The following is a 14,803-nucleotide window of genomic DNA, read 5'->3' on the forward strand; positions in this document are numbered from 1 at the left end:
TTCACCGCACCTGCGGTCAATCCGGAGATCAATCGCTTGGACGCCATCACGAAGAGGATCATCAGTGGCAGCACGGCCACGGCCGAGCCTGCCGAGATCGCCCCGTAAGGGGTCTGGCCGGTGCCTTGCAGCGCGCGTAGCGCCAGCGGGATGGTGTACATGTCCATGTCACGCATCACGACCAGGGGGCCCATGAAGTTGTTCCAGGACCCGATGAAGGTCAAGAGCCCCAGGGTGCCCAGTGCCGGTCCAATCAGGGGCAGGATGACCCGGAAGTAGATGCCGAACTCACTGCAGCCATCAATGCGGGCGGCGTCGATCAGTTCCTTCGGGATCGCGGACTCGATGTACTGGCGCATCAGGAAGATGCCGAAGGCACCCACCATGGCCGGCACGATCAGGGCCTTGGGTTGGTTCATCCAGCCGATCCAGCTCATGGTCAAGGCGGTCGGGATGATGCCCACGAAGGAGGGCAGCATCATGGTCGACATGATCAGGCCGAAGATCAGTTTCTTGTAGCGGAACTGGTACATCGCAAAGGCGTAGCCGGCGAGCGAACAGAAGAACAGGTTTGCAGCCGTGGTGGCAATGGCGATGTACACGCTCCAGCCGATGTTGTGCCAGAACGCAGGCAGACGCCCGAGCAAGTCGTTCCAGTTCTCAAAGAAGTGTGTGCCAAACCACAGGGGTGGGGGCACCGAGAGGATCTCGGTGTTGGTGTGGGTAGCGAACACGAACATGAACCAGAACGGGGCGAACATCATCACGCCGCCAACGGCGATGATCAGGTAGGCCAACAGGATGGGCAGGCTGGGTAGAGAGATTTTCGATTTCATGATGGGCTGCTCCTATTCCTTGCTCGCCAGCAGCTTGTTGTTGATCACGGTGAGGACGACGATCAGGGCAAAGACCAGCCAGGCAATCGCAGCAGCGGTGCCGAAGTCGTTATCCATGAAGCCGGTGCGATACATGTGCATGGCAACGGTCAGGCCCGCCATATCCAGGCCGCCCGAACCGCCGGTGATGATGAAGGGCTCTTCAAACAGCTGCAGGTTGCCGATGATGGTGAAGGTCACACACATGAACATCATGGGCTTGAGCAATGGCAAGGTAATGAAGCGGAACTGTTGCACGCGGGTGGCACCATCCATGGTGGCCGCTTCGAACAGATCCTTGGAAATGGTTTGCAGGGCGGCCAGATACATCACCGTGTTCCAGCCCACATAACGCCACCAGACCACAAAGGCAATCATCGGCTTGATGTACTGCGGTTGGCCCCAGTCAATGTTCTGCGCCGGGAACAACCAACCGATCACCGGGGTGTGAGACATCCCGGTCAAGAAGCTGTTGACCGCACCGAAGTCACGCGAGAACAGCGTGGTGAAAACCAGGGAAATCGCCACCGACGAAGTGATAAAGGGCAGGAAGTAGACGCCCACCACGGTGTTGCGCATACGCCCAAAGACCGTATGTAACAGATACGCCAGGGGCAGACCAATCAAATGCTGTGGCAACCCGGAAGCCAGCCCCAGCCAGACGGTGTTGTACAAGGCTTTCCAGAAATAGTCATCCTGAGTCAGGATGTAGGTGTAGTTCTCAATACCGACCCACTTCATCGCCTCCAGGCCCATCGCAGGGTCCCATTGGTGGAAGGATAGGTAGACCGCAAACAGCAGCGGGAACAGCCCGAACAGACAGAATATGATGAAGAACGGGCTCACGAACACATACGGCGCCCAGTCACGACCTTTCAGACGCTTGCGGCGTGCGATCGGTTGTGTTGCGGCTGCGGCGGTTCCGACGTCCTGGTGTATAGGCATGATGGATGACACGATCAAATCCTCTGGACAGCGCCCTCATCGAGGGAGGGCGCTGAGTGCTACGACAAACGATTAACGGCGAACGCGACGCTCAATTTGTGCCTTGGCATCAGTCAGTGCAGTCTTGATGTCCTTGTTTTGTTCAAGAACCTTGTCCAGTTCGGAGTTGATGATGTCTTGAGCGGTAGAGTCATACTTGTCGACATCAAATGCAGCGATGTGCTCTGCTGCAACCTTCCAGAGTTGGCGAGCTTTTTGACCACCGAGGAATTCGATCGGTTGGTTCATGAAGTCGTCATTCTGGGCGGCGATCAGAGACGGGAAGGCTTCAACTTGACGGAAAGCCTCAATCTGTTGGCCCTTGTCAAGCGTCAGGTACTTGATGAAATCCCATGCTTCTGGCTTATGCACAGCCTTCTTGGGGATGCCGTAGAACGAGCCGCCGTAGGATGCAAACGAACCAGCAGGCAGTTGGGCAGAGCGCCACAGACCCTTGGTGTCCGGAGCGATCCAGTTCTTCAGGTGACCACCCAGCCATGCGCCCATCATTTCTGTAGCGATCTGGCCGCGCTTGAAGCCTTCGGACCATTCGTTGGACCATGCGCCGATCTTGCCGTCGATCCCTGCAACGCGAGCTGCCTTGGCGATTTCAAAAGCCTTTACGAAGCGGGGATGATCCACCACAGGCTTGCCCTTGCCATCAAAGTACAGACCTTCGCCGTCCTTCACACCGGAGCGGATGGCGATTGCCATCAGTTCGTTGGCATGCGGGATCATGTAGGCGCCGGTCGCTGCCTTAACCTTCTTGCCTGCTTCAATGTAGGTTTCCCAGCTCTTGGTCAGGTCTTCTTCCTTGACGCCGGCCTTGTCCATGATGTCCTTGCGATAGAACATCGTGCCCGGGCCAATGTCACAGGGGATCGCTGCCAGTGCCCCCGTGCCCGCCATGGCTTGCGGCAGGCTGAACTTGGAGATCTGAGCCTTGTATTGCAGGCCGTTGTAAGGGGCCTTGGACAGGTCTTCCAGACCGCCGGATTCAGCAAACTTGCCGATGAAGCCCATATCCACGGCCATCACGTCCGGCAGATTGGCACCTGTAGCAAGTGCCGTGGTCATGGCGGTGTGGTGGTCGCCATAGGCCAGGCTTACCAACTTGATTTCGACATCCGGGTGCAGCTTTTTGTAACCGGGAATGGCGGCCTTGATCGAACGATCCAGGTCAGGGAATGCAGCCACGGTGAGCGTGGTTGCAGCCATGGCACTGATGCTTACCAGACCCAGGGCGGCAACCAAGGGACGCAGAATGTGTTTCATAAGTTTGCTCCTCTCCTATTTGTGAGAACGTTTTCACGTTTCGCGATTTCTCGCGGGTACTACAAACCTTTTGCAGCAGACGCCGAGACCTGTTTGGGCGCCAGCGCGTAACTTCAGCAATCTTTTGACGTAACTACACGGACAACAAGGGGATTTATGGCGCCAAGTCCGGCGGTTTCAGCTTCTTTGGCCGTACCGGCAGAAGGGGGTTGCCTCTTCATAGACTTGTCTCCTATATTTTTTCGGCCAGACATGTCTGAAACCGTTTTCATCATTGTATGTGAGATTACAGAATTATGGCCCCGCTTTGTCAACGTAAATTATTCGTCGTAAGGGAAATCCCTAGGCCGGCGCATCTCAACTGTTCGTGCGGATTCTACTCCATGAGTTTGGCCTGTGAAGAGATGTAAGGGGGGCGGCGAGGCAAGTGTTGTATTCATACTGAATGAATTCCTGTGTGTGATCGTTTTCTTGAGTTCATGCATCTGGCACATGTATCGATCGGGAAGATAAGGCCACAGGCACTTTGGCGTTTGCTATGGGCGTGGGAAAGAGCGTGCAATTTGAGCAGATGAGCGAGGTGTTTTCCCTTTAGGGCAGGGGGGCGGCAAGAAGTCTTTGTTAACGCAAGTGAATATTTCAGGCCACGGGTGAGATGCGGGGCGCCTGGTGCGGTTCTGCGCTGTTTTGGGTGTTGCGTTTTTGTCTGGCCAGCACCAAGGCATCGCTGATTTATTTGGGCTGAAAGACGAACTTTTGTGAGGGCAAATGTGCAGGAATGCATAGCTCAAGCAAGTTTTCAATTGAAAACGTTGTCAGCTTGACCCGAACGTGCAATCATCGTGCGCATTCGTTATTGCAGTGGTTTCCCAAACAAAGCATGGCTTTAGACCGATTGGTGGCAGACCGACAAGCTGTGACGGTGCTGGACGTGGCACGCGAAGCAGGCGTCTCGGTCAGCACGGTTTCACGCATCATCAATGGCACTGTCAAAGTGTCGGAAGACAAGCGTCTGGCGGTCGAAGATGCAATCCGCAGGCTTGAATTCAAACCCAATCTTTTTGCCCGAAGTTTGAAGAAGGGCACCACGATGACAATCGGGGTGCTGATCCAGGACGTTGAAAGCCCCTTCTTTACCCGTGTGATGTGTGGCCTGGAAGAAGGCGTGTTGGATACCGGGTATGCCTTGATTATCGTCAGCGGCCACTGGGATGCGGCTGAGGAAGCCGAGCGGATCAAGTTGCTGATGGCGCGTCGGGTTGATGGGCTGGTGATCTTGACCGGGCACCTTTCAGATGCCCAGATTGCCGAGTTTGCGCAGATGCAGCCTATCGTCGTGACCGGGCGGAAGATTGATGCTGAAAATGTGCGCTCAGTGTTCTTCTCCAATGAGGAGGGGGGCTATCTGGCTACCCGGCATCTGGTCAGCCTGGGACATCGCAGGATCGCGTTTATAGCCGGGCCACCCACACATAGCGATGCAATCAGCCGTTTCGAGGGCTACCAACAGGCCTTGGCTGAAGCAGGAATCGTGCTGGACCCCGCTCTGATCGTGCAGGGGGACTTCAAGGAAAATGGCGGGGTATTCGCCATGAACCGCTTGCTGGATTCCGGGGCCCCGTTTACAGCGGTCTTTGCCGCCAACGACCAGACCGCGCTGGGGGCACGTATGGTGCTCTCCCGTCGTGGTATCCGCGTGCCAGACGATGTGTCACTGGTGGGCTTTGATGATCTGCCGACTTCTGCCTATCTGACCCCCCCTCTTACCACGATTCGCCAACCTCTGTTCGAGGTCGGGCAACACTGTGCGAGCCTGCTCTTGGGCATGCTTGGTCAGCAAGGCAAGGCCATTGCCTTGCCGCCTCTGGAACTGGTGGTACGGGAGACAACCCGTCGCGTTTAATTCCGGCCCGCACCCAAAGCGGGTTAGATCACGCCGGGGATGAATCTCCAGCGCACCGCCAACATGTATTCCTTGTAGCCATTGTTGGCACGCAGCAGATGGTGTTCCTCGGTGATGGCTCTTGCCGCATAGATCAGACTCCAGGCTGCGGTGCATAGCACGGCAAGGCCCAGGGCCTGAACCCCTTGACCAAACGCCATGTAAAAAGTGGGGAGTGCGCCGATCCACCAGGCCAGATTTTTGGCCGTATAGGCGGGATGGCGCACAAACGCATAGGGGCCGCTGCAGACGATACCCCGGTTGGTCAGGTTGCTGGCCTTCAGGCCCAGCGCAATGGAAGCCCAGGAGTAAATCCCCATCAGAAGCAGGATGCTGCAGTTGGCCAGCAGGTGGATGGTGTCATTGGCAAAATGGGGGAAATCAGCGCTTTGCCAAGCGAAGGCACGCCCGGTCAGAGCATTGAACGGGGGATAGCATGCCAGACAGACGAGCCAACCCAGGAGACTGGGTTCCACTGAGATGATCCGGTTTTTCCAGCGCGGCATCTCGATGATGTAGCCCAGGGTAAATAACAGCGTATCGACAAACAGAATCAGTTGAAACGCTGCCATGAACAAGGCGTGATCAAATAGCCCCCGGCCGGTGACTCCTTGCTGCACATCGCTGCGAACCAGTTCGACGTTGTGCAGCATGTCCCCGATGTGTGCCAGACACCAATTGATCATCAAGGGAGCGAAGAAAAATTTCAAGAGCAAGGCCAGCGCGGCTTGCCGGGTGGTGTGCGAGATCAGCGCCTTGGCAACGGGCTGTTTGCGGGATGACTTGCGCCTCCTGCCTTTGCGTGTCAGCGTCGGGGTGGGTCTATGCCAGCGACCTAGGCCCAGATATAGCCCTCGGAGGGCAGTCCAGGCCTTGGCATGCACATACGGTTGAAATGCGTAGTAGGGCACCAGGATGATGGCATAGGCGATCAGCACGGCGATGAACAAATTGTAGACCGGGATATGGATACTGACGGTCTGGAAGAACTGGATCGTGGCAAACGCCCTGAGAATGCCTTGATGAAAAGGCGACAGGTAAAAGCAGATATACCAGCCTGAAAGCATGAGCGCCAAAGTGGAAAAATAATTTTTGGCAAAACGGGTGGTGGTGATGCGAGCAAGCATGGTGTGGCAATGCAATAAAGGCTGGATTGGTTGTGGGCCCGCAGCGCAGCCATGCTGGGCACGACCTTTCTGTGAAGGCGCGCTCAAGCCCCTATGTGCTGCGGGCAAGCCCGATGGGGGCAATTCTCGCTTGTTTTATGCACGTGATTGCAACCATCCGGCGTTTTTCTACAGCAATTGGTGTTCAATGGGGGCTTGGCATACCCGCAGCAGCGTAAAATGATACCGGTCGCCTGATCTTGCGCCACTTCCCCCTTGCAGTGAGCCTCCCCATGAAGCATATGCCTGCGCCCGATACCCTTCCGTTCCGTGATTTACCCCGCGCCTTGTGGTTCTTTTTGGCAGAAGAACGCTGGCGATTTTTGTTTTTCATGCTGGTGCTGATCCTGGTGCTGTTTTATGGCATGGTGCCGCCATACCTGATCGGCCTGATTGCCAATTTCCTGATCGGCTACGTCAAGGCTCCGGCTGAGTTGAAACCCTCTGTGCATACCCTCTATACGCTGGTGGGGACTTTGGCGGTCTGCCATGCGCTGATTGCCCTGATACGGCTTTCCAGCAAGCGTGTGCTGGGCATGATCAGCCTGAATGCCCGTTACCGTGCCAAAGTCTGGGGGTTTGAACGCCTACTCGATTTTTCCCTAGCCTGGCATCAGCAGGAAAACACCGGCAACAAAGCCCAGCGCATCCTGACTGGCGCCGAAGCAGTGCGCGAGTGGACGGGGGAGATGTTCAACAACCTGCTCGCTGCCTCCACCGCATTTATCGGCGCTCTGATCGCCTGTAGCGTGTTGCACCCGGCCTTCGCGTTGTTCTTCCTGTATTTCCTCGGGGTCTTGGTGAGTATCGAGTTGTATTTTGACTATCGCATCTCGCGGATCTCGGACCAGATCAATCGCTCGATGGAGAACGCCAGCGGCAGTTTTGTGGAGAGTGCCTCCAACATTCTGGCCGTTAAGGCCTTGGGGGCGGCTGAGAGCATGAGCAACAACGTGGCTCAGCGCGAGGAAATGGCACGGCTGCTGGGGCATGAACGCTTGCGCCTGGGCAACACCAAATGGATGTGCTTCCAGATTCACAACGCCTTGTCTTGGGGGGCGTATCTGGTCGCAGTTGCCTACATGGTCATGCATGGCCGCCTGGAGGCAGGGTTTTTCCTGACCTATGCGGTGTATTTTGATCGGCTGCGCGAGTCGTCCATCGACTTTACCGACCGCATCCAACTTATGATTGAGCGCAAGTCCAACCTCGCCCGCATGATGCCTTTCTTTTGGGGAAACAATGCACAGGTCAAGGGCACCCAGGCCTTCCCCAAGGATTGGCAATCCATCCGTTTGCAGGAGGTGTCGTTCCGTTATGGCGACAAGCCCGCAGTCGGCCCCATGTCGCTGGAGATTCCCCGTGGGCAGGTGGTCGGGATTGCCGGGCATTCGGGTTCAGGCAAATCCACCCTGATCAAGTTGTTGCTGGGGTTGTATCAGGTGGAAGCTGGGCGCCTGGATATCGGCAAGGTGGCGGTGGCAGACATCCGTCACGAGGAACTGACTTCGAATGTAGCCGTCGTCTTACAGGAAACTGAACTGTTCAACCTTTCCTTGCTGGAAAACATCTGCATGATGCGCGAGGTGGATTCGGTCCTGCTGGAGCGTGCCTGCCGTGTTGCCTGCCTGGATGATCTGATTGCCCGCCTGCCGGATGGTTTGCAGACCATGGTTGGGGAGAAAGGCAGCACCCTGTCTGGCGGCGAGCGCCAGCGCATCGGAATCGCCCGGGCCCTCTATCGCAACGCCCCGATCCTGCTGCTGGATGAGGCCACCTCTGCGCTGGATTCGGTGACCGAGCAGAAAGTGATGGACGCCCTGATGGCCGAGCGTGTCACAGGTGTCACGATGCTGATCGTGGCACACCGCATCAGCACGCTCAAGGACGCGGACCGGATTCTGGTATTCGAGCGCGGGCAGATCGTGGAGGAGGGGGGCTTTGCCGCACTCTCGCATGACCCCGCGTCACGGTTTGGTGGAATGTTCGCAATCCAGGCTGCCTGATGCGATGGTAGAAATCAAAAAGCGCGACACCATGAATGGGTCGCGCTTTTTGCCATTCAGCAGTAGCCAGTTGTTTTTACAGTACGTGGTGGCCAATCCACCATGCAATGGCCGCAATGATCGCACTGCAAGGGATGGTGAGCACCCAGGCCCAGACGATGCTACCTGCCAGCCCCCACTTCACGGCAGAAAAGCGCCGGGATGAACCCACGCCGACAATGGCACCGGTGATGGTATGGGTGGTCGAAACCGGCACCCCCAGCCAGGAGGCCACGTACAGGGTCAGCGCGCCGCCGCTGTCGGCACAGAAACCGCTGTAGGGGCGCAGCTTGGTGATGCCCTGGCCCATGGTCTTCACAATCCGCCAGCCCCCGAACAGGGTGCCAAAGCCGATAGCCGAATAGCACGCAATGATGGTCCAGTTCGGAATGGATTCGCCTGCTTTGAGGTAGCCCGAGGTCAGCAAAAGCAGCCAGATGATCCCGATGGTCTTTTGTGCGTCGTTCCCACCGTGCCCCAGGCTGTAGGCGCTGGCAGAGAGTACCTGCAGGCGGCGGAACCAGCGGTCTACCTTGGTGGGAGTGGTGCGCGCACACAGGTGGGTGACCAGCAACATCATCAACGAGCCCAGCAGCATGCCCAGTACGGGGGAGATGACGATGAAGGCGACCGTCTTGCCGATCCCCGACCAGATCAGCGGGCCGGAGCCTGCCTTGGCCACCGTGGCGCCGACGATGCCGCCGATCAGCGCGTGGGAGGAACTGGAGGGGATACCGAAATACCAGGTCAGGATATTCCAGCAGATGGCGCCGATCAGGGCACCAAACACCACGTAGTGGTCAACCACGCTGGGGTCGACAATACCCTTGCCGACTGTGGCGGCCACGTGGGTGCCGAACACGCCGATGGCGATGAAATTGAAGGTAGCCGCCAGGGCGACTGCCTGATTGGGCTTCAATACCCCGGTGGACACCACCGTGGCGATGGCGTTGGCCGCATCGTGAAAGCCGTTGAGGAAGTCAAAGAACAGCGCAAGTGCGACGAGGAGGATCAACCCCGTCATGCCTAATTGAGTAAGTTCCATAGCAGGGGATCAGGCGTTTTCCAGCACGATGCCTTCGATGACTTTGCCTGCATCCTGGCAGTGGTCGGTGATCTTCTCCAGCCCCTCGTAGATGGCCTTCATCTTGATGATCTGCACGGCATCGCGTTCATCGCGGAACACGCGGGAGAGCGCGCTGCGCATCACGCGGTCGCAATCGGATTCGAGCTGATCGATTTCGCGGCAGGTGGTGAGCACATCGGCAGAGTTTTCCATGTTGTCGATGAGCTTGACGGCCTGCTTGAGGCGCTCACAACAGGAAAGCGAGAGTTCGGCCAGCTGGATTGCGTCCGGGGTGATGCGGCGGATGTTGTACAGGCTCATGGATTCGGCCACGTCCTGGATCGAATCCACGATGTCATCCGTACTGGTCACCAGTGCGTGAATGGCATCACGGTCGAACGGGGTGATGAAGGACTTGTGCAACAAGGCCATGGCATCGTGGTTGATCTTGTCGGCGCTGGTTTCGATGGCATCGATCTTCTCGATGTGGATGGCAGCGTTTTCCATATCAGTGACCAGCGCGACCAGCTCGCGTGCGGCCAGCACTACCTGCTCGGTATGTGCGTTGAAGTAATCGAAAAAACGGCCCTCACGGGGCATGAAACGTCCGAACATGGATGTAGGGTGACAAAAAAAGATGCGCAATGATAACAGTGTATGAGGCTGTCGAAAGAGGTGTTCTCTGATGCTGGGCAAAACCGGCACAGAGATTTACCGCTTTGTTCAACTTTCGGCCTGAAGTTCCTTGGGAATCGGGAAGGTGATGTTTTCATTGGCACCTTCTACTGAGCGGACCTCCCCAGCCCCCAGTTCGCGCAGGCGGGCAATGACTTCTTCTACCAACACTTCCGGGGCCGACGCGCCCGCCGTGACGCCTACCCGTGGTTTGCTCGCCAACCAGGCCGGGTCAAGCCCCCCCGCGTTGTCCACCAGATAGGCAGGGATGCTGCGCAAGGCAGCCACTTCGCGCAGGCGGTTGGAGTTGGAACTGTTCTTGGAACCCACCACGATCATCAGATCAACTTGCGGGGCAATGAATTTGACCGCGTCCTGGCGATTTTGCGTGGCGTAGCAGATGTCGTCCTTCTTGGGGCCGATGATGGCGGGGAAGCGGGCCTTGAGGGCATCCACGATCACCTGTGCATCGTCGACCGACAAGGTGGTCTGGGTGACGTAGGCCAGCATGCTCTCGTCACGCACCTGCAGGGCCACCACGTCTTCCACCGATTCCACCAGATACATGCCGGAGGTCGATTGCCCCATCGTACCTTCCACTTCCGGGTGACCCTTGTGGCCGATCATCACGATCTCGCGCCCGGCTTCACGCATCTTGGCTACTTCCACGTGTACCTTGGTCACCAGTGGGCAGGTTGCATCAAACACGCGCAGCCCACGGGCGTCGGCTTCTACCCGCACCGCCTGGGATACGCCATGAGCGGAAAAGATCAGGGTGCTGCCATTGGGCACTTCAGCCAGATCTTCGATAAAGATGGCGCCCTTGCTGCGCAGATCATCGACGACGAACTTGTTATGCACCACTTCGTGCCGCACATAGATGGGGGCGCCGTAGAGCTTGATGGCACGCTCCACGATCTCGATGGCGCGTTCCACCCCGGCACAGAAGCCACGGGGGTTGGCAAGGAGGATTTGGGGTTTGTTCATGTTTGCTTCCTGTGGGACAACCCACGCTCCATATTCTGTCAGATGACGCCGATGATCTGGACTTCCACCGCGACGGGTTTACCCGCCAGTGGGTGATTGAAATCCACCAGGGCATAGTCGGCCGTCAGTTCGCGCACCAAGCCGGGATAGCGGCTGCCATCTGGAGCGGGGAAACCATACACCGCATCGGCTTCAAGCTGCATGTCTGCCGGAATGTGGGCACGGTCGATCTTCTCCACCAGTTCTGCGTTGTAGGGGCCGAAGGCTTCGCCTGCCTCAAAATGGAAGGTTTCGTGATCGCCCGCAGCCAGCCCGATGAGCCGGGCTTCGAGTGCTGGCATCAACTCCCCAACCCCCAGTTGCAAGGTGGCAGGGGAGGATTCGAAGGTCGAGAGCATCACGGTGCCGCTCTCGGCGTGGCTGACCCGAAAGTTCAGAGTGACCAGACTGCTGGGGTGGATGCATCCGCTCATATATCAGATCTTTATCGTTGTGTTCTTCTGCTTGCGGCTCTCACGGAACTGGGCCAGTACCATCAGCGCCACCCCCAGGCAGATGGCGGAATCTGCCAGGTTGAAGGCGGGCCAATAGTGGCGATCTACGTGAAAGGCCAGAAAATCGACCACTGCGCCATAGGCGAAGCGGTCGATCACATTGCCCAAGGCACCGCCGACAACCATCGAAAACGCCCAGGGTTGCAGCCATTCGCTACGGTTACGCCAGATCATGACGAGCAGCCAACTGCTGATGACGACTGCCAGCGCGGTGAAGAACCAGCGCTGCCAGCCACCGTGTTCTGCCAGGAAGCTGAACGCCGCGCCAGGGTTGTAGACCAGCACCAGATCGAAGAAGCTGGTGACCGGCAGGCGCTCATAGAGCTGGAAGTGTTGCAAGACAGCGATCTTGCTCCACTGGTCCAGGCCGATCACCGCTGCAATCAGGGCAAGCCACCCCACAAAGCGAATCATGCGTGGCTCCGTGCTTCGCCCGCGCCATGCAGGTTGTCGTCGCAACGCCCGCACAGTTCCGGGTGTTCCGGGTTGCTTCCCACATCAGCACGGTAATGCCAGCAGCGGGAACACTTCTGGTGGGCGCTTGGGGTGACCACGATCTTTTCTTCGGCTGCGCTGGCGACTTCTACAATGTCTGCCGCAGAGGTGATGAAGACAAAGCGCAGATCATTCCCCAACGTCTTCAGTGCAGCGAATTTGTCGCCCGTAGCATGAACTGTCACTTCCGCCTGCAACGAGGAACCCACTTGGCCTGCGGTACGCACGGCTTCGATTTCCTTCATCACTTCGGCACGCACGGCGCGGATCGTGTTCCACTTGGCTTCGTCCTTGTAATCGGCGAAAGACAGCCCGTCGATCATCGCTGCGGGCAGATCATGCCAGCGGTGCAGCATCACGCTGTCGTCCTTGTCGCCACTCATCACGGCCCAGGCTTCTTCGGCGGTGAAGGAGAGGATCGGCGCCATCAGTTTCACCAGGGTCTGGCTGATGTGCCACAGAGCTGTTTGCGCGGAACGCCGTGCCACCGACTTGGTCGCACTGGTGTAGAGGCGGTCCTTGAGGATGTCGAGGTAGAAACCACCCAGATCTTCGGAGCAGAAGATCTGCAGTTTCTGCACGATCTTGTGGAATTCGTAAGTCGAGTAGTCGGCTTGGCAGCGTTCATTGAGTTGCGTCGTCAGCCACAGGGCGTAACGATCCACCTCATAGATTTCCTTGGGCTGTACTGATTCCTTGGCCACATCGAAATCCGAGGTGTTGGCAAGCAGGAAGCGTAGCGTGTTGCGCACGCGGCGATACACCTCGACCACGCGGGCGAGGATTTCCTTGCTACCGGCAATTTCGCCAGAGTAATCGGTGCTGGCGACCCATAGGCGCAGGATGTCGGCGCCCATTTTTTCAGTGATCTCTTCGGGCAGAATCGTGTTGCCCAGCGACTTGCTCATCTTGCGGCCCTTTTCATCCACGGTGAAGCCGTGGGTGAGCAGCGCCCTGTAAGGCGCGTGACCATCGATGGCTGCGCCGGTGAGCAAGGAACTATGGAACCAGCCGCGATGCTGGTCGGAGCCTTCCAGATACAGGTCGGCACGCGGACCGTGTTCGTGGCCTTCGTTGTGCGAGCCGCGCATCACGTGCATGTGCGTGGTGCCCGAATCGAACCATACGTCCAGGGTGTCGCTGATCTTGTCGTACAGCGGGGCTTCGGCACCCAGCAGTTCGGCTGCATCCAGCTTGAACCAGGCTTCAATGCCTTCTTTCTCAACACGCTGGGCGACTTCTTCCATCAATTCCACGGTGCGCGGATGCAGCTCCCCGGTTTCCTTGTTCAGGAAGAAGGGGATCGGCACGCCCCAGGTACGCTGGCGCGAGATGCACCAGTCGGGTCGCCCAGCGATCATCGCATGCAGGCGTGGCTTGCCCCAGGCCGGGTAGAAGACCGTTTCTTCGATGGCCTTGAGGGCACGTTCGCGCAGCGTGGCGCCTTCCTTGGGTTGCTTGTCCATGCCCACGAACCACTGCGCGGTGGCGCGATAGATCAGCGGGGTCTTGTGGCGCCAGCAGTGCATATAGCTATGGCTGATGGTTTCGTGATGGAGCAGCGCACCCACTTCCTGCAACTTGGCCACCACGTTCGGGTTGGCCTTCCAGATGAACTGACCACCGAAGAATTCGAGGCTTGGTGCATACACGCCATTGCCTTGAACAGGATTGAGGATCTCGTCGAAACCACGACCATTCGCGCGCCAGATGTTGAAGTCATCCACACCGTAGGCTGGGGCACAGTGCACGATACCCGTACCGGTATCCACGCCCACATAATCAGCCAGATAGACTGGCGAGAGACGATCGTAGAAGGGGTGATGGAAGGGGATGCCCGCCAGACGTTTGCCTTCGGCCTCGCCTAGCACTTCGCCATGCAGCTTGTAGCGCTTCAGGCAGGCTTCGACCAGTTCGGCTGCGAGGATCAACAGCTTGTCGCTCACGTCGACGAGTGCGTACTTCACTTCCGGGTGGATGTTCAGTGCCTGGTTGGCGGGGATGGTCCACGGGGTGGTGGTCCAGATTACCGCATAGGCGGGCTTGGCCAGACCTTCCTGGCGGAAGGCGATGGAGAGTTGCTCCGGCTCGGTACACTTGAAGGCTACGTCGATGGCGTCGGACTGCTTGTCTTCGTACTCGACTTCGGCTTCTGCTAGCGCAGAGCCGCAATCAAAACACCAGTTGACCGGCTTGAGCCCCTTGAAGACGTAGCCGTGCTTGACCATCTCGGCCAGCGCCCGGATTTCACCGGCTTCGTTGGAATAGGCCATGGTCAGGTAGGGGTTGTCCCATTCACCCAGTACGCCCAGGCGGATGAAGCCAGCCTTCTGGATTTCGACCTGTTCGGTGGCGTAGGCGCGGCAAAGCTCACGCACCTTGGCGCCGGGCAGATGCTTGCCGTGGGTGACTTCCACCTTGTGCTCAATGGGCAGGCCGTGGCAATCCCAGCCCGGTACGTAAGGGGCGTCGAACCCGGACAAGGTTTTGGAGCGGACGATGATGTCCTTGAGCACCTTGTTGAGCGCATGGCCCAGGTGCAGACTGCCGTTGGCGTAAGGGGGGCCATCGTGCAGAATGAATTTGGGGCGACCTGCGGATACCTTGCGAATCTTCTCGTAGAGCTTCTTCTGTTGCCACTGTTGAATCCAACCCGGTTCCCGCTTGGGCAGATCGCCACGCATGGGGAAAGGGGTATCCGGCATATTCAGGGTCTGACGATATTCGGCCATTTTTCTC

At 57.8% G+C, this 14,803-nt stretch carries 12 protein-coding genes; 2 read left to right on the forward strand and 10 right to left on the reverse strand.

Going from position 1 to position 14,803, the window contains the following annotated elements; genetic code table 11:
* The 3 genes from B145_RS25290 to B145_RS0111060 all read right to left on the reverse strand — a co-directional run.
* Positions 1-836 (reverse strand): carbohydrate ABC transporter permease (locus B145_RS25290; protein ID WP_018606800.1); only part of this gene is annotated, 836 nt, incomplete at its 3' end.
* 12 nt (positions 837-848) lie between these two features.
* Entirely contained in the window at positions 849-1,820 is a 972-nt protein-coding gene (locus B145_RS0111055) for a carbohydrate ABC transporter permease (protein ID WP_018607337.1), read from the reverse strand.
* A 72-nt stretch (positions 1,821-1,892) separates the two neighbouring features.
* The gene (locus B145_RS0111060) at positions 1,893-3,134 is read right to left on the reverse strand and encodes an ABC transporter substrate-binding protein (RefSeq protein ID WP_018607339.1); all 1,242 of its coding nucleotides are present in this window, start codon (positions 3,132-3,134) and stop codon (positions 1,893-1,895) included.
* Positions 3,135-4,014: 880 nt separating this feature from the next.
* On the opposite strand from B145_RS0111060, the gene B145_RS0111070 reads away from it, so the two are divergent.
* A complete protein-coding gene (locus B145_RS0111070) occupies positions 4,015-5,037 on the forward strand; it encodes a LacI family DNA-binding transcriptional regulator (RefSeq protein WP_018607343.1) in 1,023 nt (340 codons plus the stop codon).
* A 23-nt stretch (positions 5,038-5,060) separates the two neighbouring features.
* Here the strand turns inward: B145_RS0111070 and B145_RS27450 are convergent, their stop codons facing one another.
* Positions 5,061-6,203 carry a methyltransferase family protein gene (locus B145_RS27450; RefSeq protein ID WP_018607345.1) on the reverse strand — a complete coding sequence of 381 codons (1,143 nt, stop codon included), beginning with the start codon at positions 6,201-6,203 and terminating at the stop codon, positions 5,061-5,063.
* 272 nt (positions 6,204-6,475) lie between these two features.
* Here B145_RS27450 and B145_RS0111080 point away from each other — a divergent pair, with 272 nt between their 5' ends.
* Positions 6,476-8,248 (forward strand): ABC transporter ATP-binding protein, encoded by a 1,773-nt coding sequence (locus B145_RS0111080; protein WP_018607348.1) that lies wholly within the window; start codon positions 6,476-6,478, stop codon positions 8,246-8,248.
* A 76-nt stretch (positions 8,249-8,324) separates the two neighbouring features.
* Here B145_RS0111080 and B145_RS0111085 read toward each other — a convergent pair whose 3' ends face one another.
* The 6 genes from B145_RS0111085 to ileS form a co-directional block, all read right to left on the reverse strand.
* Positions 8,325-9,332: an inorganic phosphate transporter gene (locus B145_RS0111085; RefSeq protein ID WP_026259042.1), complete on the reverse strand. Its 1,008-nt coding sequence runs from the start codon at positions 9,330-9,332 to the stop codon at positions 8,325-8,327.
* A gap of 9 nt (positions 9,333-9,341) precedes the next feature.
* Complete coding sequence (locus tag B145_RS0111090) at positions 9,342-9,953, reverse strand: DUF47 domain-containing protein (RefSeq protein WP_245541852.1); 612 nt, start codon at positions 9,951-9,953, stop codon at positions 9,342-9,344.
* 123 nt (positions 9,954-10,076) lie between these two features.
* Positions 10,077-11,015, reverse strand: a complete 939-nt coding sequence (gene ispH / locus B145_RS0111095) for a 4-hydroxy-3-methylbut-2-enyl diphosphate reductase (protein ID WP_018607353.1) — start codon at positions 11,013-11,015, stop codon at positions 10,077-10,079.
* A gap of 38 nt (positions 11,016-11,053) precedes the next feature.
* A complete protein-coding gene (locus tag B145_RS0111100; protein ID WP_018607355.1) occupies positions 11,054-11,488 on the reverse strand; it encodes an FKBP-type peptidyl-prolyl cis-trans isomerase in 435 nt (144 codons plus the stop codon).
* Between the two features lie 3 nt (positions 11,489-11,491).
* Entirely contained in the window at positions 11,492-11,983 is a 492-nt protein-coding gene (gene lspA / locus B145_RS0111105; protein WP_018607356.1) for a signal peptidase II, read from the reverse strand.
* Positions 11,980-14,796, reverse strand: coding sequence for an isoleucine--tRNA ligase (gene ileS, locus B145_RS0111110; protein ID WP_018607358.1), 2,817 nt, complete (start codon positions 14,794-14,796; stop codon positions 11,980-11,982). Before ileS ends, lspA begins: the two co-directional genes overlap by 4 nt.
* Positions 14,797-14,803 lie beyond the last annotated feature (7 nt).

Source organism: Uliginosibacterium gangwonense DSM 18521 (genome assembly GCF_000373965.1).
In the GTDB taxonomy this organism is placed as follows: domain Bacteria; phylum Pseudomonadota; class Gammaproteobacteria; order Burkholderiales; family Rhodocyclaceae; genus Uliginosibacterium; species Uliginosibacterium gangwonense.